The organism is Sphingobium xenophagum NBRC 107872, from assembly GCF_000367345.1.
GTDB lineage: Bacteria > Pseudomonadota > Alphaproteobacteria > Sphingomonadales > Sphingomonadaceae > Sphingobium > Sphingobium xenophagum.
Window position 1 is genome coordinate 1 of record NZ_BARE01000008.1, and the last position, 21,245, is coordinate 21,245.

General features: G+C 62.6%; 15 protein-coding genes. 11 read left to right on the top strand and 4 right to left on the bottom strand.

What is annotated here, in order from left to right:
* Nucleotides 1–140: 140 nt before the first annotated feature.
* On the bottom strand, nt 141–1,166 hold the full coding sequence (locus SX1_RS04795) for an aldo/keto reductase (RefSeq protein ID WP_019052145.1): 1,026 nt from the start codon (nt 1,164–1,166) through the stop codon (nt 141–143).
* 156 nt (nt 1,167–1,322) lie between these two features.
* On the opposite strand from SX1_RS04795, the gene SX1_RS04800 reads away from it, so the two are divergent.
* Nucleotides 1,323–2,207: an AraC family transcriptional regulator gene (locus SX1_RS04800; protein WP_086012660.1), complete on the top strand. Its 885-nt coding sequence runs from the start codon at nt 1,323–1,325 to the stop codon at nt 2,205–2,207.
* 80 nt (nt 2,208–2,287) lie between these two features.
* Here SX1_RS04800 and SX1_RS04805 read toward each other — a convergent pair whose 3' ends face one another.
* Nucleotides 2,288–2,776: a MarR family winged helix-turn-helix transcriptional regulator gene (locus SX1_RS04805; RefSeq protein ID WP_157410112.1), complete on the bottom strand. Its 489-nt coding sequence runs from the start codon at nt 2,774–2,776 to the stop codon at nt 2,288–2,290.
* Nucleotides 2,777–3,043: 267 nt separating this feature from the next.
* Here SX1_RS04805 and ectA point away from each other — a divergent pair, with 267 nt between their 5' ends.
* From ectA to SX1_RS04840, 7 genes are all read left to right on the top strand, one after another.
* On the top strand, nt 3,044–3,532 hold the full coding sequence (gene ectA / locus SX1_RS04810; protein WP_017181219.1) for a diaminobutyrate acetyltransferase: 489 nt from the start codon (nt 3,044–3,046) through the stop codon (nt 3,530–3,532).
* 16 nt (nt 3,533–3,548) lie between these two features.
* Nucleotides 3,549–4,859: a diaminobutyrate--2-oxoglutarate transaminase gene (ectB, locus tag SX1_RS04815; RefSeq protein ID WP_019052148.1), complete on the top strand. Its 1,311-nt coding sequence runs from the start codon at nt 3,549–3,551 to the stop codon at nt 4,857–4,859.
* A 15-nt stretch (nt 4,860–4,874) separates the two neighbouring features.
* Nucleotides 4,875–5,288 carry an ectoine synthase gene (locus SX1_RS04820; RefSeq protein ID WP_017181217.1) on the top strand — a complete coding sequence of 138 codons (414 nt, stop codon included), beginning with the start codon at nt 4,875–4,877 and terminating at the stop codon, nt 5,286–5,288.
* A gap of 110 nt (nt 5,289–5,398) precedes the next feature.
* Entirely contained in the window at nt 5,399–6,319 is a 921-nt protein-coding gene (gene thpD / locus SX1_RS04825) for an ectoine hydroxylase (protein ID WP_019052149.1), read from the top strand.
* The gene (locus tag SX1_RS04830) at nt 6,316–7,758 is read left to right on the top strand and encodes an aspartate kinase (RefSeq protein WP_019052150.1); all 1,443 of its coding nucleotides are present in this window, start codon (nt 6,316–6,318) and stop codon (nt 7,756–7,758) included. Before thpD ends, SX1_RS04830 begins: the two co-directional genes overlap by 4 nt.
* 20 nt (nt 7,759–7,778) lie before the next feature.
* Entirely contained in the window at nt 7,779–9,014 is a 1,236-nt protein-coding gene (locus SX1_RS04835) for an MFS transporter (RefSeq protein ID WP_019052151.1), read from the top strand.
* Nucleotides 9,011–10,366, top strand: a complete 1,356-nt coding sequence (locus tag SX1_RS04840; RefSeq protein ID WP_019052152.1) for an MFS transporter — start codon at nt 9,011–9,013, stop codon at nt 10,364–10,366. Before SX1_RS04835 ends, SX1_RS04840 begins: the two co-directional genes overlap by 4 nt.
* 106 nt (nt 10,367–10,472) lie before the next feature.
* Here SX1_RS04840 and SX1_RS04845 read toward each other — a convergent pair whose 3' ends face one another.
* Together SX1_RS04845 and SX1_RS04850 are read right to left on the bottom strand one after the other, a co-directional pair.
* Nucleotides 10,473–12,932, bottom strand: a complete 2,460-nt coding sequence (locus SX1_RS04845) for a right-handed parallel beta-helix repeat-containing protein (protein WP_019052153.1) — start codon at nt 12,930–12,932, stop codon at nt 10,473–10,475.
* Between the two features lie 260 nt (nt 12,933–13,192).
* The gene (locus SX1_RS04850) at nt 13,193–16,957 is read right to left on the bottom strand and encodes a putative Ig domain-containing protein (RefSeq protein ID WP_026149517.1); all 3,765 of its coding nucleotides are present in this window, start codon (nt 16,955–16,957) and stop codon (nt 13,193–13,195) included.
* A 468-nt stretch (nt 16,958–17,425) separates the two neighbouring features.
* Between SX1_RS04850 and SX1_RS04855 the strand changes: the two genes are divergently transcribed.
* The 3 genes from SX1_RS04855 (at nt 17,426) to SX1_RS04865 (ending at nt 21,200) form a co-directional block, all read left to right on the top strand.
* Nucleotides 17,426–19,291 carry an acyltransferase family protein gene (locus tag SX1_RS04855; protein WP_019052155.1) on the top strand — a complete coding sequence of 622 codons (1,866 nt, stop codon included), beginning with the start codon at nt 17,426–17,428 and terminating at the stop codon, nt 19,289–19,291.
* A complete protein-coding gene (locus SX1_RS04860; RefSeq protein WP_019052156.1) occupies nt 19,288–20,442 on the top strand; it encodes a glycosyltransferase family 4 protein in 1,155 nt (384 codons plus the stop codon). The genes SX1_RS04855 and SX1_RS04860 overlap by 4 nt, the downstream gene beginning before the upstream one ends.
* 173 nt (nt 20,443–20,615) lie before the next feature.
* Entirely contained in the window at nt 20,616–21,200 is a 585-nt protein-coding gene (locus tag SX1_RS04865; protein ID WP_017181208.1) for a sulfotransferase family protein, read from the top strand.
* Nucleotides 21,201–21,245: the final 45 nt, after the last annotated feature.

Consider the following 21,245-nt stretch of genomic DNA (forward strand, 5'->3'; position numbering starts at 1 on the left):
CACACCATACGCCGCCCAGGGAAATCCCTGGGTGGCGTTCCTCGTTCAGCAACACATGCACACACAATCGACGGCGTAGGCGGCGATGGCTGCTATCCGCTCAGGTCGTCGCGACCACGCAGCCAGACGTCCTACCGCTCTCAACTTGCAGCGCGATAGGCGCCCTGCCGCTCCAGCATCCAGCCCGGATATTCCGCAGGCAAGCGGCTGACCGCGTCCAGCGCCGACAGATCCTCAGCGGTCAGGCGGATCGTGGTCGCGGCCAGATTGTCGGCCAGCTGTTCGGGACGCTTCGCCCCGATGATCACGCTCGTCACAACAGGCTGATGCAGCAGCCACGCCAGCGCGATGCGCGCCACGCTGACCCCATGGGCTGCCGCAATCGGGCGCAGGGCATCGATGACCGCATAGCCCCGGTCCCGATCCACGGGAGGGAAATCGAAGGCGGCACGGCGACCGTCGCCCGCCTCTTCATGCTCGCGGCTATATTTGCCGGACAGAAAGCCGCCCGCCAGAGGACTCCATACCATCAACCCCAGCCTTTCGCTGGTCAGCATTGGCGCGATCTCACGCTCCAGGTCGCGCCCGACCAATGTGTAATAGGCCTGTAGCGACAGAATGGGCGCCAGTTGCCGGGCGCGCGCCAGGCCGACCGCCTTCATGATCTGCCACGCGGCCCAGTTGGACAGGCCGATATAGCGCACCAGTCCCTGGCGTACCAAAGCATCGAGCGCATCAAGCGTTTCCTCGATCGGGGTTGCCGCGTCGAAACCGTGGATCTGATACAGGTCGATATATTCCATCTGCAAACGCTGCAGGCTGCCCTTGATCTGGTCGTGAATATGCTTGCGCGACGCGCCGTTGGCGTTGGGGCCGCTGCCCATGGGGCCCAGCACCTTGGTTGCAATTACCAGATCTTCGCGGGCAAGGCCCAGATTGCGAATGGCCTGGCCCAGGATGCGCTCGCTCTGGCCGCCGGCATAGACATTGGCGGTATCGATGAAATTGACGCCGGCATCCACCGCCGCCCGCACCAGCGCATCGGCCTCATCCTGCTGCAACTGGCCGATCAGGCCCCATATGCCTTCGCCCCCGCCAAAGGTCATGGTGCCAAGGCAGATTTCCGAAACAAACAGGCCGCTGGGGCCGAGTGGGCGATAGCGCATGGGAGATTCCTTCGATGGGGGGATGGTTGAAATATACGCCCCGACAGCGAACGGGCTACGCCGATTCTCGCAAACTCTTGCCCGATAGTCGCAAAGCGCGGGCGCGGGATGGAACGGCGGAAGGCCCGCGGCTACCATCGCGTCATGAGAGATGCGATGGACCATCTGCGCGGGTTGCTGGCGCGACACTGGCACGCCAAGGGGCGAGAGACGCAGATTGACGGCCTATTCCTCAGCCATGCCGAACAGCCCAGCGACATCATGCGATCCATCTATCGCACATCATTCTGCGTGGTGCTGCAAGGATCGAAGATCAGCCTGCTGGGCGAACAGGCATGGCGCTATACCCAGGGTCAATATCTGATCGCGTCGATGGACCTGCCGGTAACGGCCCAGATTGTCGAAGCCTCGCCCGATCGGCCCTATATGGCCTTCAGCCTGACCATCGATCCGGCAATGATCGCGGAACTGGTCGTCGAACTGGAGGATGCGTCGCCTGTCGCCGAACGCGGGCCGCTGGTGGTCGGCGCGCTGGATCCGTCCTTGCTCGATCCCCTCATTCGCCTGTTCGCTTTGCTTGATACGCCCCGCGATCTGCCGGTGCTGGCCCCGCTGATCCGCCACGAGATCGTCTGGCGGCTGCTGACCGGACCGCACGGGGGAAGCCTGCGCCAGATCGGGTTGGCGGGCGGCGCCATAGCGCGCATTGCCCGCGTGCTGCGCTGGATCACCGATCATTATGCTGACCCGATCAGCATCGATGAACTGGCCGGCATGGCTGCGATGAGCGCGGCCAGCCTGCACCGCCATTTCAAGGCGGCGACGACGCTGACACCCATCCAGTTCCAGAAGCAGGTCCGGCTTCAGGCCGCGCGCCGCCTGCTCCTGTCGGAAACCAACGAAGCTGCCGCAGCGGGCTTTGCGGTCGGCTATGAAAGCGCATCGCAATTCAATCGCGACTATCGGCGTCTGTTCGGCCAGCCACCGCGTCGTGATGTCAGCGCCATCAGGAAGGACGTCACGGCAGATCTGGAAGTCTGAGGCCGTTATTGGCGACGAAGCGCCGGTGTGGAGGGCGGCCCATGCCGTTCACGTCGGCGACCAGAGGACCGGGATGGGCCTCAATGCGGTTCCGACCGGTCTATCCGTCCGCCGTCGAGCAAGGGTGCGGCATCGATGGTGTCGGCATCCATCAGCACCGCCAGCTTTTCCGCCGCGGCAAGGATCATGGCCTGTTCCCAGGCTGGCAGGGCATCGAACCGGTCGATGAAGCGCATTTGCAACGGATCGGGCGCGCCGGCCAGCGCCTTGCTGCCATCGGGCAACAGGGTCAGGTGGATCTGCCGCTTGTCGCGCTCCCCGCGCTGGCGCTGAACGAAGCCGAGCGCGACGAGCCGATCCACGATCGCGGTGATCGTTGCCTGGCTGAATTGCAGCGTCTGCGCCACTGCCGAGGGCATGGCTGATCCGCGTGTGTCGATTTCATGCAGCACCAGCAATTGCGAAGGCGTGAGGCCTGTCGTGGAGGCGAGCTGGCGGCTGCCAATCTCTGTCGCGCGCAGCACGCGGCGCAGGGCGCGCAGGGTTAGCGAGGCTATTTCGGAGTTCATCCCAACGCCCATAGCGCGAAGCCAGAGGAAGCGCCATTGCACCCGAAATTTCCATTTTTATCCTTCATTGATTGAAACATTATTTGCCGTTCGGGGTTGAAAATGGCGCCCTAAAAAGGCATATAGTCGATCATCTCGCCGGGGAATCTGCTTCTCCGCGTAAAAATATAATTCGGGAGATAAACAATCTTCGATTCCCAAGCTACAGCGGCCGCTTCGCCGCCACGGGCTTCTGCGCGCTCTGAACAGGGCGAGGGGCAGGACATCATGTTCCGCAAGCCCGTAGCGACCGACGGGCCGGTCATCAGCGGATTGATCGCGGCCTGTCCGCCGCTCGATCCCAATTCGGCCTATTGCAATCTGCTGCAATGCACGGACTTTGCCGATAGCTGCATCATCGCCGAACGCGCTGGCGCGGTGGTTGGCTGGGTATCGGGCTATCGCCCCCCGGCAGCGCCCGAAAATTTCTTTGTCTGGCAGGTCGCGGTGTCATCCGCCGTGCGGGGGCAGCGTCTTGGCGGGCGCATGATCGAAGCGCTGCTGGCGCGACCAGAGCAAAGCGGCGTCGCCTATCTGACGACCACCGTGACCGAAGATAATCGCGCATCCTGGGGCCTGTTTGAAGGACTGGCGCACCGCTGGAACGCGACGCTTGAAAAAACGGCCCGTTTCGAGCGCGAAGCCCATTTTGCCGGCGCACATGACACCGAATGGCAGGCGCGTATCGGCCCGCTGCCGACCCTGACGCATATTTGAAAGAGATTTGACCATCATGACCATCATCACACAGCCCAAACCGACCGCGTCCATTCCGGACACCCGTATCTATGAACGGCGTGAATCGGGGGTGCGCAGCTATGCCCGCGCCATGCCGCGCCAGTTCAACCGCGCGCAGGGCGTGTGGATGCACGACAATCAGGGCGGTCGCTATCTGGATTTCCTGTCGGGCTGCTCGACGCTGAATTATGGCCATAATCATCCGGTGCTGAAGAGTGCGCTGGTCGACTATCTCGCTGGCGACGGCATCACCCATGGGCTTGACCTTCACACCGACGCCAAGGCGGATTTCCTCGCCGCGCTGGAAGATGTCATCCTCAAGCCCCGCGGTCTTGATTATCGCGCCATGTTCACCGGACCGACCGGCACCAATGCGGTGGAGGCGGCGATCAAGCTGGCGCGCAAGATTACCGGCCGCGAAATGGTGATCGCCTTTACCAACGGTTTCCACGGCATGACGCTGGGCGCGCTCGCCTGCACCGGCAATGCCGCCAAGCGCGGCGGCGCGGGCGTGCCGCTGAGCCATGTCGCGCATGAACCCTATGACGGCTATCATGGCCCCGACGTCGACACTGCCGAATTGCTTGAGCGGCGCTTGTCCGACCCGTCGAGCGGGCTGGACGCGCCAGCGGCCATTCTGGTCGAAACGGTGCAGGGCGAAGGCGGCCTCAATGCCGCGTCGCCGGAGTGGCTGCGCAAGATTGCGGAGATCGCCAAGCGTCACGGCGCGCTGATGATCGTCGATGATATTCAGGCGGGCTGCGGTCGCACCGGCAATTTCTTCAGCTTCGAAGGCATGGGCTTCACGCCCGACATCGTCACGATGGCCAAGTCTTTGTCGGGCATGGGCCTGCCCTTTGCGTTGACGCTGTTCCGCCCGGAACTCGATCAATGGGCGCCGGGCGAGCATAATGGCACCTTTCGGGGCAATAATCATGCCTTCGTCACGGCGACGGCCACGCTGCGCCATTTCTGGAGCGACGATCGCTTCCGGCAGGATGTGGCCCGTCGCGGCGCGCTGCTGGCGCGGCGACTGGACGCGATGGCGGCCGAACATGGGCTGTCCACGCGCGGTCGCGGCATGATGCGCGGCATCGACGTCGGATCGGGCGATGTCGCCGAAACCATCACCGCCGCCTGCTTTGCGCAGGGGCTCATCATCGAAACCAGCGGCGCGCATGACGAGATCGTCAAGGTGCTGGCGCCCCTCGTGATCGAGGACGCCGTGCTGTCGGCCGGCCTCGACATTCTTGAGGAGAGCATCCGGTCCGCGCTGGGCGTCACTTATGGCGTCGCCGCAGAATAAGAGGAGTTATCAGCTATGATCATTCGCAAACTGCAGGATATTCGCAAGTCCGACCGCAACGTGAAGTCCAAGGGCTGGGAAAGCGCGCGCCTTCTGCTGAAGGACGACAATATGGGCTTCTCCTTCCACGTCACGACCATGTACGCTGGCGGGGAATTGCACATGCATTACCAGAATCATCTGGAGGCGGTGCTGGTGCTCAAGGGCACGGGCACTATCGAGGATCTGGACAGCGGCATTACCCATCAACTGGCGCCGGGGGTCATGTATGCGCTCAACGCACATGACCGGCATGTAGTGCGGCCCGAAACCGACATATTGTGCGCCTGCACCTTCAATCCGCCGGTGACCGGCACGGAAGTGCATGACGAAAATGGCGCTTATCCCGCCGAAGCCAGCGTCGCGCGCGAACCGGCGTTGGCCGAGTAGGGCCGGGCGATGGCGCTGCCCCTCACTCGGTCGAAACGAACCGATGCAGCGCCGGCCGGTCCCGAACCGGCCATTTCGAATTTTCCATGAACGAACAAAGGGGGAGTCCCATGAAAGACCTCTACCCATCCCGCCATGCGACCATGGCGGAATTTTTGCCGCGTCTCGATCCCGTCGTCCATAGCGCCTGGAACGCGGACGCGCCCGTCAGCCGCGAACAGGCCGACGCCTTCGACCGCGACGGCTTTGTCGTGCTGGAGGATCTGTTTTCCGATGCGGAGATCGCCTTTCTTCAGAGCGAGGCCGGGATGCTGCTTGGCGATCCCGACGCGCTGGAGGAGGAAACGGTCATTACCGAACCGGGCGGCAAGGAAGTCCGGTCGATCTTCCGCATCCATGCCCAGAGCCGGGTGATCGGACGACTGGCCGCCGACGAGCGGCTGGCCGGGGTGGCCCGCTTCCTGCTGGGCGACGATGTCTACATGCATCAGTCGAGACTGAACTATAAGCCGGGTTTCCAGGGCAAGGAATTCTACTGGCACAGCGATTTTGAAACCTGGCATGTCGAAGATGGAATGCCGCGCATGCGGGCGCTGTCCATGTCGGTGTTGCTGGCGGAAAATACGCCGCATAACGGCCCGTTGATGCTGATCCCCGGATCGCACCGTCAATTCCTGACCTGCGTTGGCGAAACGCCGCAGGATCATTACCGCCAGTCACTCAAGAAGCAGGAATATGGCGTCCCTGACGAGGACAGTCTTGCCGAGCTGGCCCACAAGTTCGGCATCGTCGCCCCGACGGGAAAGCCGGGATCGGTGGTGATCTTCGACTGCAACGTCATGCATGGGTCGAACGGCAACATCACGCCGTTCCCGCGTGCCAATGCCTTCCTGGTCTATAATGCCGTGTCGAACCGGCTGGACGCGCCCTTCGGCGTCGACCGGCCGCGCCCCGACTTCATCGCCGCGCGCGGCGAGCCGCAGGTGATCACGCCCGTCACCGGGCCGCTGATGGAGGAGGCACTGGCATGAGCAATATCCATAGCGTCGAAAAGATCGGCGGCACCTCCATGGCCGCGACCGCGACATTGTTCGACAATGTACTGATCGCGGGCCGCAAGGGCGCGGACCTCTACAACCGGATTTTCGTGGTGTCGGCCTATGCCGGGATGACCGACCTGTTGCTGGAACATAAGAAGAGCGGCGACGCCGGAGTCTATGCCCGTTTCGTCGCCGACGATGATGCGACGGGCTGGCGCCAGGCGATGGACATGGTGCGCCGTGCGATGCGGGACCATAATGCCACCATGTTCGTCCGCGCCGACCGGCTGGCGGAGGCCAACGCCTTTGTCGACATGCGGATCGACGCCGTGGCCGCCTGCCTTGACGATCTGGCGCGTCTGCGCAGCCATGGCCGTTTCTGCGTCAAGGAACAGCTGATGACGGTGCGCGAGCTGCTGGCGGGTCTGGGCGAAGCGCACAGCGCCCATTCGACGGCGCTGCTGCTGCGCGACCGGGGCGTCAATGCCCAGTTCGTCGATCTCACCTTGTGGGACCAGCAGGATATGCGCGAACTGGACGATCGGATCAGGCAGGCATTCGCGTCTATCGACCTGTCGACCACCCTGCCGATCGTCACTGGCTATGCCGGGTGCACGGAGGGCATGGTGCGGCGCTATGCGCGGGGCTATTCGGAAATGACATTTTCGCGCATCGCGGTGCTGACCAAAGCGCGCGAAGCGATCATCCACAAGGAATTTCATCTGTCGAGCGCCGATCCGCGGCTCGTCGGCACGGGCAAGGCCCGCAAGATCGGTCGCACCAATTATGATGTGGCGGACCAGCTGGCGAATCTTGGGATGGAGGCGATCCATCCCGGCGCGGGCAGGGGGCTGCGCCAGACCGACATTCCGCTGCGGGTACGAAACACGTTCGACCGGGAGGATGGCGGCACGCTCATCTGCGGCAACTATGTTTCGGATACGCCGCGCGTGGAAATCGTGACCGGCGTGCGCCATGCACAGGCCCTGCAATTTTTCGAACAGGATATGGTCGGGGTGAAAGGCTATGACGCCGCCATTCTGGACGCGCTGGCCCGCCATGGCGCATGGATCGTCAGCAAGGCATCCAACGCCAACACCATCACCCACTATCTGTCGGCCGATGTCGCGACGGTGAAGCGGGTGATCGCCGACCTTCAGGCGCAATATCCCGATGCGTCCATATCGTCCCACCCGGTCGCGATCGTGTCCGTCATCGGCAGCGACATTTCACGGCCGGGACTGATGACGGACGCCTTGCAGGCGCTGGCGGACGCGCATGTGCCGATCGTCGCGATGCAGCACCAGATCCGCAATATCGACGTGCAGTTCATCGTCGATGTCGACCAGTATGACACCGCCGTTCGCGCGCTGCACCGCGCGCTGGTGGAAGATGGCCGCGAAGCGATGAAAGGCCGGCGCGCGGCCTGAGCCGCGCATCCGCATCATCCATGCTTGCCGCCGTCCATCCTGTCCGCAGCCTGCTGCTCGCCATCTTCATATTGATGGCGGGCAGCGGCTTTCTGTCCACGCTCATCGGCCTTCGGCTGGAGCGGGCCGGGGCGGGCACGATGGCGATCGGCGCGGTCGCCACCGCCTATTTCGGCGGGCTGGTGATCGGCGCATTGCGCGCGGGGTCGATCGTGCGGCAGGTCGGGCATATCCGCGCATTCGCCGCCTTCGTGTCGCTGTTGTCGGCGAGTACGCTTGCCTATGCGCTGCTACAATATCCACTGTTCTGGGCCTGCCTGCGCCTGATCGACGGCATGTGTGTCGCGGGCGTGTTCATCTGCCTTGAAAGCTGGCTCAACGACCGGGCCGAAGCCGAAACGCGCGGCAGCATATTGGCCGCCTATATGGTCGCGCTCTATTCGGGACAGGCGGTCGGGCAGTTGCTGCTGGGGGCAAGCGGGGCGCTGCCTGCGGTGCCGTTCCAGATCGCGTCGATCCTCGTTTCGCTTGCTATCATTCCGCTCTGCCTGACCCGCAGCAGCGCGCCTGCGCCGGTAGAGGCGGAGGCCTTCACGATCCGCGCCCTGTACGCATCCTCGCCGCTCGGCACGGTCGGATCGGTTGCGACGGGGCTGATGCTGGGCGCATTCTACGGCATGGCGGCGGTGCATGTCCGGCGGCTGGGGCTGAATCTGGGCGCGACCGCCAGCTTCATGATGATCGTGATCCTGGGCGGGGTTGCGCTGCAATGGCCGTTGGGGCGCCTGTCCGACCGGCTCGACCGGCGGCGGGTGATCGTCGGCTGCTTCGCCGCGACGCTGGCGGTCTGCGTGCTTCTGGCGATGCTGGCGTCGGGCGGACTGGCGTTGCTGGCGCTGGGCGGGTTGTTCGGCGGCCTCAGCTTCGCGCTCTATCCGCTTTGCGTCGCGCACTGCAACGACCGGCTGCTCGCGAACGAGCGGGTCGCGGCGAGCGGGCGGCTGGTCTTGCTCTATTCGGTGGGCGCGGCGATCGGTCCGCTGGGGGCCGCGATGATGATGAGCCTTGCCCCTGGCGGCGGCCTCTTCCTGTTCATCGCCCTCTGCGCCGCCGCGACGCTTGCCTTCGGTCTGTGGCGGCAGGCCGCGACACCCCCTGTTCCCCTGCCTGACCAGCAGAATTTCCAGATCGTGCCACGTACGACGCCGATGGCGGCGCTGCTCGATCCCAATACATCGGACGGACTTGACGAATGACCGCTTCTGCCATGCCCGCCGTGCCCGACGCCCTGGCGCAGGCCGACAACGCCACCCTGCGCCGCGCGATCGCCGCGTCGGCGCTGGGCAACGCCACGGAATGGTTCGACTATGGGATCTACGCCTATGGCGTGACCTATATCTCGGCCGCGCTTTTCCCCGGCGAGGTGGACGATGCGGTGCTGTTCGCGCTGGCGACCTTCGCCATCTCCTTTCTGGTGCGGCCTCTGGGTGGCCTGTTCTGGGGACCGATGGGGGACCGGCTGGGGCGCAAGTCGGTATTGGCGCTCACCATATTGCTGATGTCGGGCGCGACACTGGCTGTCGGCCTCATCCCCTCCTATGCGCAGATCGGCTGGGCCGCGCCTGCGCTGCTGATCCTGCTGCGGATGGTGCAGGGCTTTTCGACCGGCGGCGAATATGGCGGCGCGGCGACCTTCATGGCCGAATATGCGCCCGACGACCGGCGCGGCTTTTATGGCAGTTTCCTGGAGTTTGGCACGCTGGCGGGCTTTTCGTTCGGCGCGGCGCTGATGCTGGGCTTTTCGCTGCTGCTGGGTGACGCCGCGATGCATGACTGGGGGTGGCGCATCCCGTTCCTGGTGGCCGCGCCGATGGGCCTGATCGGCATGTATCTAAGGTCGCGGATGGAGGATACGCCGGTGTTTCGCCAGCAGGCCGCCGAAGGCAGCGGATCGCCGCCGCTTGCACGGCTGTTGCGCGACCATAAGCGGCCGATGCTGGTCGTCGCCGGACTGGTCGTGGCGCTCAATGTCGTCAACTATACCCTGCTCAGCTACATGCCGACCTATTTGCAGCGCCGCATCGGCCTGTCCCCGGACGAAGCGTTGATCGTGCCGATCATCGGCATGCTGTTCATGATGCTGTTCCTGCCCTTTGCCGGGCATATGTCCGACCGGGTCGGCCGGCGGGCGATGTGGCGCCTGTCGCTCGTGGGCCTGCTGGTGGCGGTCGTGCCGCTCTACATGCTGATGGCGACGGGGTTGGTGGGCGCGATTGTCGGGTTCGTGCTGCTGGGCCTGCTCTATGTCCCGCAACTGGCGACGATTTCCGCAACCTTCCCGGCGCTGTTCCCGACAGCCGCGCGCTTTGCGGGCTTCGCCATCGCCTATAATATCTCGACGTCGCTGTTCGGCGGCACCGCGCCTGCGATCGGCAGCGCGCTGATCGGCTGGACCGGCAATGAACTGATGCCCGCTTTCTACATGATGGCGGCCTGCGTCATCGGCCTGATCGCGCTCCGCTTCATGCCGGAAACGGCCGGTCGATCGCTGCACGACGATCCGTTCGTGCGGGCCGGCATGCGGGATCAGCATGAGCCGTCCAAATGAATAAGCCCGCAGGATTGCGGGCTTATTCACTGGCGGTCTGCTGGTTCCCCGTGATGCTGTTCAGGCCCTCTGGTCAGTGCTGACCCCTGGCCGTCACAGCCATGGATCAGCCGACCAATATGTCGTCCAGCGCATAGGTCTTTTTGACACCGGCCAGCGTGGCAAAGGTGTAGGATTGCCCGGATAGCGTGGCGATGATGTCGAGGCCGTCGGGGCCAAGATGGGTGGAGAAGGTCACGGCCGGGTGATCGTGCCGAAGGTCGCTGACGTCGATATGATCCTTGCGGAATTCGAAGTCGGCGATCGTGTCATGACCATCGTTGAGCGAATGGAACATGAACGTGTCCGCGCCGCCCTTGCCATAGAGCAGGTCGTCGCCGCCGCCGCCTGAGATCACGTCATTGCCAGCATTGCCGACGATCTGGTTGGCAAGGCTGTTGCCGATGACGGTCGTGGCGTCCTTCGTGTTGACGATGACATTTTCGACATTGGTGTCGATCGAGTAGCTCGTCCGGTAGAGCAGGACCGTATCGGTGCCCTGATTGGCATGTTCGATGACATAATCGCCCACCTTGTTGATGGCGTAGCTGTCGTCGCCCTGGCCGCCGCGCAGGATGGCGGCGCCATTGCCCGACAGCTTGTCGTTGGTTTCCGCCCCGACGAAGCTGTTGAGCTGCTTGTCCAGGCTCACCTTGTAGGTGGCGTTGGCGCCTTTCGCCGCGCTGCCCGCGTCCTGCATGTCGAAATCGGTGGCCGTCAGGCTGTTCATGTCCCTGTTGTCGAGGATGATCTGACGACCGCCCGACAGGTTGACCACCGTATCCTGACCGACCTGCTGCATCGCCGCCTTCAGCGCGCCGAAGCTTGCAAATTCATCTCCAGCCATGTGGATGATGTCGCCCGCGCTGAAATCAGTGATGCGGGTGACTGCGTCGGCCTTGCCCACCAGGAATATGTCATTGCCTGCACCGCCGCTGAGCAGATTGTTGCCCGCGCCGCCGATCAGCAAGTCATCGCCCGCATTGCCGCGGATGATATTGTCGCCGTCATTGCCGATGCCCACGGCGCCTTCGGTCCGGGTAATCTCCAGATTTTCGGTATGGTCAGGCATCACCATATAGCGCGATGTCGCAACGATGGTGTCGATGCCGCCGCCAGCCTTTTCCACGACCTTGGCCGCTTCGATATTGCTGACGATATATTTGTCGTCGCCCAGGCCACCGGCAAGCGTGCCGCTCTTGAACATCAGCAAATCGTTGCCGTTCGTGCCCTGGTTGACCGCGACGCGCCCGGTTTCGCCACCCTCTGCCCATTTCAGACCCGGTTCAACCGGCTTCGATGGCGCGGTCTGGGCCTCGCTCGGCACCTGGGGGACGACCGGCTTTTCCGGAACGCTGGGCGCTTCCGGTACGCTGGGCGCTTCCGGCACGCTGGGCGCTTCGACCTCCTTGGGCGTTTCCGGGGCGCTGGGCGCCGGGGCCGGGGCCGCGCCAGCCAATTTGTCCAGCACGTCCTGCAGGCTGCCCAAAACGCCGGTCGTCGCGGCGGTGATGGCCGCCACGGCATTGTCGGCGAAGGACACGGTGTCGCTGCCGGCTTCGATGAACAGCGTCTTGGTATCGCGCGTGATGAAATTGTCCGTCACGCTGATATTGTGGCTGGTGAAGGTGCCATATTTGGTGGCGGCCGAATTGCCCACCAGGACGGCGGTGTAATAGCCTTCCGCCGCTTCGAGATAATTGCCCGTCGCAACCGAATCGACCGCGCCGCGAAAGGCGAGGGGACGTTTGCCGACATCTTCCACACGGTTGCCGACCACGGTGACATCCGACGCCTGGAAGGCGTCATAGCCTTCTAGCATCTTGTAATTATAGGATGTCCACCCACCCACCGAGATGCCGTCAGCCGTCACGCCATGGACGTAATTGTTGGAAATCAGGATGTCCGACGATCCGCCCTTGGCAAAGATCGCCGCGCTGGTTCCGGTATTGCCGCTGACGTCATTGTGCGAAATCACGCCATGGATGATCGACATGAAGTCGATGCTTTCGTCGATGCCGCCGGTAATGACATTGTTGGTGACGACGACGTTGGAGCCGCCATTCGCCTTCACGCCATCCTGCACCACATTGTCGATCACGTTATTCTTGATAACGATGTTCTTGATGGGGTCGGTATAGTCGTTGCCGTTCTGGCTGAACTGAATGCCGTTCTTGCCGCCGGTGATGTGAAAGCCGTCGACGATGAAATTTTCGGTGCCCCCGCCGCCGATCGTCGCCATCGTGTCGCTCTTGGCCGTGATATGGGCGGCCTGTGGGCCGTCTGCCGAAATCAGCCAGATGGGCGCGCTGTCGGTTCCGCTGACATTGCGTGGGATCAGGACATTTTCGACATAGTCGCCGGCCTTGACCATGATGGCCGCGCCGGGCGTCGCTGCATCGACGGCTGCCTGAATCGTTGTGAAGGGTTTTTCCGCCGATCCGTTCGGCTTCCCCCGATAACTTGCATCCCCGTCGACCCATATTATTTTCGTGGGCGTGACGTCGCCCCAGAGATCTTCAGTCATGAAAAAATACTCCCGCTGCCCGATACGGATAGGCGAGAGCGACTGAACACCGTGTAATATGGTAGAGTTAACTTCAGATTAGGTATAAAAATATTTCGCGGTCATCCGTTATAGCTTTCTGGGCCGGATGACGTCCGAAAATCTACACTATATCCTGTGGCCACAGCCAGGAAAATTGCGCGGCCTACTTGGTGGGCGCTTTATCTTCTATCATGACCATGGGCGTCGATGCAACGGCATCAACGCCCGCGACTATGCGATCATAGAATGATATAGTCGGCGCTGCTGAGCGCAGTGACGTTCAGTATCTGAAAACTGTTCTGGATGCTGTTGTCCGCCGTCGCGATGGTCCACAACTGCGTGGCGTTATTATAGGTCAGTGTCGCACCCGGCCCATATCCTGAAAATTCCAGCCGGTCGCCGGTCGCTACCCCGGCCCCCTCGAAATCGGCGATTATGTCGCCCTGGACATGCCCGACCTTGAACTGGAACGTATCCTCGCCCAACCCGCCATAGAGCGTGTCAGCGCCGCCATCGCCCGAAATCTTGTCCCGTCCGCCGCCGCCATAGATGATATCGTCGTCGGCGCCGCCGGATATGACGTCATTGCCGTTGCCGCCGGACAATATGTCGAAGCCCTTGCCGCCGGTCAGCCGATCGGAACCGGCACCCAGCGTGATGATGTCGTCGCCCGATCCGGCCGAATAGTTGATGGTTTCAAAGCCGGTAATCTGCGTGCCGTCGGCCAGCGTGACGATCACCCCGGCCTGTTCCTGCAACGAAAGATCGACAATCTGCGCGTCGCTGAACTGCGACCGGTTGAGGGCCAGCGTATCCTTGCCCGCGCCGCCGATCAGCATCAGGTCGGGATCGTTGCTGGTCACGATGTCGTCGCCCGCGCCCGCATCGATCCAGTCGAACCCGCGGCTGCCATCAATCTTGTCGATGCCATTGCCGCCCTGGATGATGTCGTCGCCATTGCCGCCGTAGATCAGATCGTCGCCGTCCATGCCCTCGATCACATCATTGCCGTCGCCGCCCGAAATCTGGTCGGCATAGGCACCGCCGCGCAGCAAGTCCGACCCGCTGCCGCTCGCTATCTGCAAGGTTTCGATATTGACCAGGCGGGTACCGTCGAACAGTTCCAGGATCGGGCTGTTATTGGCGTTGAACGAACTTGTGTAGCTGATGTCGACGAAGATGTCGGCGGTTGCGGTCGACCGGTCGAGATAGATGGTATCGATATTGTGGCCGCCATCGATCAACCCGTCGGCGTCATAGCTGATCAAAAGATCCTTGCCGTCGCCGCCGCGCATGACGTCGCGGCCAGCGCCGCCATCCAATATATCGTCGCCCGCTTCCCCGGTCAGGCGGTCGTCGCCCACGCCACCATAGAGGCGGTCATGGTCTGCGCCGCCATCCAGTTCGTCATTGCCAGCGCCTCCGAACAGGTCGTCATCCCCGGCGCCACCGCGCAACTTGTCGTTGCCGATATTGCCATAGAGCCGGTTGCGGCCAGCGCTGCCGCTGATCGAGGTATCCTGATCACGCAGCGTATAGACGTCCTCGATCGAACTGGTGCCGACCTTGTACACCGACGCATTGCGGGTCAGGATGACCGCGTCATGGCCGCCACCCGCGGCTTCGATGGCCTGGTCGTTCCGGTCGTCGAACACATAGATGTCATCGCCCAGGCCGCCATACATCATGTCCGCGCCACGCTGGCCGCTGATATAATCCGCCGTCGCATGGCCCGACCGGTCGCCGTACAGCACATCGTCGCCCGACTTGCCGATGATCTGGTCGCGGGCCACCGCGATGCCACCGTCGACACCGCCGACAAATCCATATTGTTCCGGGTCATATGTGGCGAGCGGATCGAAGGCGGCGTTGCCGCCCAGATCATAGGTCGTGGCTCCGGGCGCATTGGTGAACAGCGCCTTGCCCTTGAAGATATTGTCGGCGAAGCTGATGTCGTCGGAAAAGCCGGTCAGCCCCCTGGGAATATATTGTTCCGCAACGCCGTAAAGGCTGGCTGTGACGCCCCGCGCGACATTGGAAATATTGGCCGTGTTGAACAGATTGTCGGTGACCAGCACGTCCTGCGCGCCTTGCAACAGCAGCGAAGTGGGATAGTCGGTCGCGATGTTGCCGCTCACCACGGCATGTTTCACTTCATAATTGACGAAATGCGCGCCGTCCCCGTCCGCGCCGACCTCGATCGGCAGATAGGCGATGCCGGTGGGGCTGCCGATCTTGATCGCGGGGCCTTCGGTCGAGCCGATCACATTGTTGCGGATTTCGACGAAAGTCGAACCGCCCTTCACCGTGATCGCGGAATCGCCGGTGTAATCGCGTCCGTCCAGCGCTTCCCATTCATCCTTGGACGTGATTTCGTCAATCACATTGCCCTGGATCAGCAATTTCGACGTGCCAACAAAATCGATGCCCTGTTCATGCGCGCCGATGATGCTGTTGTTGACGATCTGGATGCCAAAGCTCTGGGCGATGTGGATCGCGTCAATGCCCCAATCGGTGAAGACATTGTTGATCAGGAGGATATTTTCGACCTTGTCGCCCGCATAGCCTTCCTGAAAGGCGGCGTTCGCACCGAAATTGCGGCTGACCAGATTGACGCCATAGGTACCGATCGTGTCCGATCCCTGCACCGTGAACCCGTCTATCACCCAATTGGCGGTGCCCCGGCCAGATATGGCGCTTGTTTCGGCGACTGCGGGCGGCGCGATGACGGCCGCGCCCGCGCCATCGGCGGAAATCAGCCGAATGGGGGCGTCGGTCGTGCCCTCGACACTCAGGTTGAGCGCTTCATTATAGGTTCCGGCCCGCACCATGATGTCGGTGCCTGGGCCTGCATTGTCGATCGCATGCTGGATCGTGGCGAAGGGGGAATCGGCGCTGCCGGTCCCGGCCGCGTCATCGCCGGTCGTCGACACCCACAATATGGTGGTGGCTGGCGGCGCGTCGCTGAAGATGATCGTGTCGTGGGCGGCCTTGATCGTGATGTCGATCGATTTCTGAAAGGTGAAACCGGTCGAATCCTCGACCTGGACCACGACGGTGCGCTGCGTGCCTGCGCGAATGTCCAGCGCGCTGTTGACGACCAGCTGGTCGCCGACGACGGCGAAGGCGCCGCCAGCATCGTCCACCAGCGAATAGACATGAGTGTCGCCCTTGTCCGGATCATCCAAGAACAATTCGCCCACCGGAGTGCCGATGTCCGAAAATTCATTCACCCATGTGGTGTGCAGGCTAAGGTCCAGCGGCGCGTCGGGCGTGTCGTTGACGTCGACGCGGAAAATGATCTGGGCTCTGTTGGGGCCGTCTGTGGCAAAGACGGTCAGGTTGAACCAGTTGGAAAAATCCTGCGGCATCTGGCCCGAAAAGGTCATGGTCGCCGGATCGAAGCTGAGCCAGCTGTTGACGTCCGAACCGACGCTGCCGCCGAAGGTCAATATGCTGTCCGGATCCTCAAACAGGCCGGTCGCCGGAATCGTAACGGAAAAGAAACTATCCTCCTCGACCACCAGGTTGGGCAGGGTTCCAATGACGAAGGGCCGTTCCGACACGGTCAGGTCGAAGGCCAGCGTCGCGCTGTCGCTTTGATCGCTGGCGTTCAGGAATATCGTATAATCATGGTGCCCGTCGGTCGGGCCACGACCGCTGAACGTCAGCGTGTCGGGCGAGAAGGTCAGCCAGTCGGGCAGGGCGGACCCGTCGGACAAGGTGGCGCTGTAGGTCAGCGCGTCGCCATCGGGATCAATGAAGAATGTCGCGGGTATGACGAGAGAGTAGGGCGTGTTCTGACCCGTCAGCTGACCTTCGATCACGCCATTGACCTGCGGCGGGCTGTTCACCGGCGGGGGTGGCGGCGAATCGCCTTCCGGATCGCCCGTGCCGGTATCAGTGCCGGTATCAGTGCCTGTATCGGTACCGGTTTCGCCATCCTCTTCAGCGACATAGTCGGACGGGACAATATCAAATTCAAATAGCCCGTCTGTCGTCATGCCTGTCAATCCCATCTGGATGTCAAAAGGAATGAGACACAAGTGCCTCAAATCGCTTTATTTTCTTGCATGAGATGTCGTTTCCGGACGCCTGGAACGCGGTGACATTTGTCCTGCCCGAAAAGGCTAATCAAAGGTTAAGCACAACGCAAGCGCAGCAAAAATCTGTTCGTCGCAAAATCGTCATTATATTGTCCTGTATTGATACGGACTTGCGCCGAGTTTGCGGGGTTAACGCAGGCGCGAGGCATTATTCGATTGAATCTAAAATATTTTTTCAGCGAAGATGCGATGGTGGAGGCGCTTTGCGCGCGCTTATTTATACTTTGCACGCCCTGTTCGCCCTGAGCCTGCCTATCTGCGCAGTTGCCATGGTGCGCCGCGATAACTTATGGCAAGGGGTGGTGACGGCGCGCGGGGTCGGCCGGGTCGGGGCCTGCACGCGAAACCGGCGGGACGGTGGGGGCTATGATCAAATATCGCCAGGACATTGACGGGCTGCGTTCGCTGGCGATCTTGCCCGTGCTTTTCTTTCATCTTGGCGCGATCCGCCTGTTCCCCGGCGGCTTCGTTGGCGTGGACGTGTTTTTCGTGATCTCCGGCTATCTGATCACGAAGATCATCTATGACGACCTGTCCAATGAGCGATACAGTATCGCGCGTTTCTACGAACGCCGCATCAGGCGTATCGTCCCGGCGCTGATACCGGTCTATCTGTTCGTCTGCGTCGGCGCGCTGCTGCTATATTTTCCGAGCGAAGGGCGGGAGATCGGGCGAACGGTGGTCAGTTCGATCTTCTTCGTTTCGAACATCCTGTTCTACGCAAAGTCGGGCTATTTCGATGCCGGGGCCAAGACATCCCCGCTGCTGCACACCTGGTCGCTGTCGGTGGAGGAGCAATTCTACATCGTCCTGCCGCTGCTGCTGGTGCTGATCCTGCGCTTTGGCTTTGCCGTGCAGCGCTATGTGTTCGTGGCGCTGACGATCATCAGCTTCGTGGCATCCGTGGTGATGGTCCGGCTGCAACCCGAAGCGGCCTTCTACCTGCTGCCGTTCCGGGCGTGGGAGCTGATGCTTGGATCGTTGATCTCGATCGGCGTGGTGCCCGCCATCCGCAGCCGCCCGCTGGCCGAAATCGTTGCGGGTGGCGGACTGTTGCTGATCATCGGGTCGATCCTGCTCATTTCGGAAAAAATGCCCTTTCCCGGCCTGCTGGCGGCGCCCGCCTGCCTTGGCGCGGCGGCGCTCATCCATGCGGGCGCCGGTTTCCAGACGCTTTCGACCCGCCTTTTGTCGCTGGCGCCGGCGCGCTTTGTGGGCCTCATATCCTATTCGCTCTATATCTGGCATTGGCCGGTCATCGTATTTTATGCCTCGAGGACAGGCGAACTCGACAAGGCCGACAAGCTGATCCTGCTGGCTATCATCACGGCGCTTGCCATCCTGTCCTGGCGCTTTGTCGAACGGCCGTTCCGCAAACCCCATGGGGCCGATTCCCGCATGGGGCCGGTCTATGGCTGGGCGGTCGGCAGCTTCGTCGCGGTCACGGCGCTGGCCCTGCTGATCGCTCCGGCGCGCAAGGCGATATGGCCCGACTATGCCGTTCCCGAACAGATATTGGCGTTTCAGACGCCACCGCGCGCCGCCATGCGCAATGGCACCTGCTTCATCGCCAGCGGATCGGGCGCGCAGGATTATGACGCGGCCCAATGCCTGTCGTTGCGTGCCGGGGCGCGTAACGTCCTGCTGATCGGCGACAGTCATGCGGCGCATCTCTATGCCGGGCTGACCAAGGCGTTTCCCGATGTGCATTTCCTTCAGGCCAATGCTTCGGGCTGCATGCCGCTTGGCCGCTTTGCCGGGCCGGAGCGGTGCACGCAGGTCATCAGCAAGGCGTTCGATTTTGCCGCCGCCCATGGGAAGCAGCTCGACGGCGTGATCATTTCCGCGCGCTGGAAAAAAGGCGACGCCCGCCGCATCGGCGACACCATCGCGCGGATCGGATCGGCCGTGCCCGTCACCATCGTCGGCCCCAGCGTCGAATATCGACTGCCCTTGCCCAAAATATTGGCGCAGGCCTGGCCCGATCAAAGCGGCGGATCGTCCGCTTCTTTCCGGGGAGAACCGGGACCGGGTCTGGACAAGGCCATGCGGGTCGCGGTCGAGCGGGCGGGCGCGCGCTATATTTCGATGGAGGAGGCCATCTGTCCGGGGGGCACATGCCGCGTATGGGCAGGCCAGCATATTCCGCTCCAGTTTGACGAAGGCCATCTGACGACCCAGGCATCGCATCTGATCGTCGCGCAGATCGCGCCGCAGTTCCGATTCCGATGACCCATATGTCGCCGCAGGCCGGGCAGCTTGATCTGCCGGAAAAGGGCAGACCGGAAAAGGGCAGAAAGGTCATGGTCCTGACGACCATGACCCATGCGTCGGGCGCGCCGATCGCCGCGCTGCGGCTGGCCGCCGGACTGGAGGCGAGCGGCCATGAGGTCAAGGCCGTGTTCCTGTATCACCGCGAGCCGATGAACGGCACGGACTATCCGGCGCAAAAGCTGCTGGGCCATGTCCCCCGCACGCCCGTCGACATGATGCGGATCGTCGTGCGGCTATGGCGATGCCTGCGCGCGCACCGGCCCGACGTCATCATCATGTTCCTGCCGCTGGCATCGGTGGTCGGCGCAAATGTCGCGCGGCTGGCCGGAATTCGCCGCCGGATCATGTCCTTTCGCGTGCCGCGCGACACCTATTCGCCGGTCATGCGCGCCGCCGACCGCCTGTCCGCATGGCTGGGCAGCTATACCGACGTCGTGGGCGTGTCGCGCGCGATGCTGGCCGGATGCGCGGCCTATCCCCGCTGGCTGCGCGATCGGGCCGTCGTCATCCATAACGGGCTGAAGGACTGGCCACGCAGCACGCTGGACAAGGGCGCGGCGCGCGCGCTGTTCGGCCTGCCGACAGATGGGCGGCTGGTCGGCGCGCTGGGCCGGCTGGAGGAACAGAAGAACCCCGAACTGCTGGTCGAAGCGCTCGCCCAATGTCCCGCTCATGTCCATCTGGTGCTGGCGGGCAGCGGCAGCCTGCATGACCGGGTCGTGGCATTGGCCGACAGCCTGGGCGTTCAGGACCGGCTGCATCTGCTGGGCGATGTCCCGCGCGACAAAGTCCCGCACCTGCTGGCGGCGATCGACCTTTTCGCCCAGCCATCGCGGTTTGAAGGGCAAAGCAACGCCCTGCTGGAGGCGTTGCATGCGGGCCTGCCCTGCCTGGTCAGCGATATTGCGGAACAGGTGGAAACGCTCGTCGGGGACGATGGGCGCGCCGCCGGGCAGGTGCTGCCGCTCGATGATCCCGCCGCCTGGGCGCGGGCCATGGCGGAAGAGGGGCAGGGCGCTGATCTGGACGCCATCATTGCCGAGCGCGCGGCCCTGTTCACCTTCGCCGCCATGATGCGGTCCTATAATGCGTTGCTGCGTGCGCGATGATCGGGTGCCGACCAACCGCCTGCTGCACGGAATGCAGCCCTGCGCAGGATCAAATTCGCCGTAACGGAAGGAATGGCGATTGCATGGTGACGCCGCCTGCGTATAGCAGAGGCGTCGGGGATGCTGCACAGGCTTTTACGGCATTGCAGCGCTAGGAAATCAGGAGCGGCTTTATGAAACTGTTCGTCATTGGCTTTCCCAAGTCGGGTACGACTACGCTGCACAAGGCGCTGGAAGCCAGTGGCATGTCCACGCTTCATTGGCGGCAGGGCGACAAATTCTTGGGCAAGATGATCTATGACGCCTATATGGCGGGTGAAGATCCATTGCGTGACTTTGGCAACATTGATTGCATCACCCAGGCGGACGTGTGCCTGCCGCGGCACAAGCTGAATTACTGGCCGAACCTGGATTTCCAGATCATCGCGGCCATCCGGCGCTATCATCCCGATTGCCTGCTGGCGCTGAACTATCGTGATCCGGTCAAGGTGGTGTCGAGCATGAATCGCTGGCTGGACATGCGCAAACGCTTCATTGCGTCCGACATTCCCGGCCTGCCCAAGGGCTTTGGCGCCAAGGACAGCGAATTGCTGACCTGGATCGAGGGGCATTATGATGCCTGTCGCCGGTTGCTGGGGTCGGACCCCAAATTCTTCGAATATGATATTGAAGACCCCAAGGCGCCGCAGATATTGAGCGAACGGCTGGGGGTCGAGCTTGCCTGGTGGGGCAAGGCCAATGTGAACGAGGCCGCCTGAGGGGACAGGCGTGCGGCCAGCCCGCTCGACGGGTTGTCAATCGAT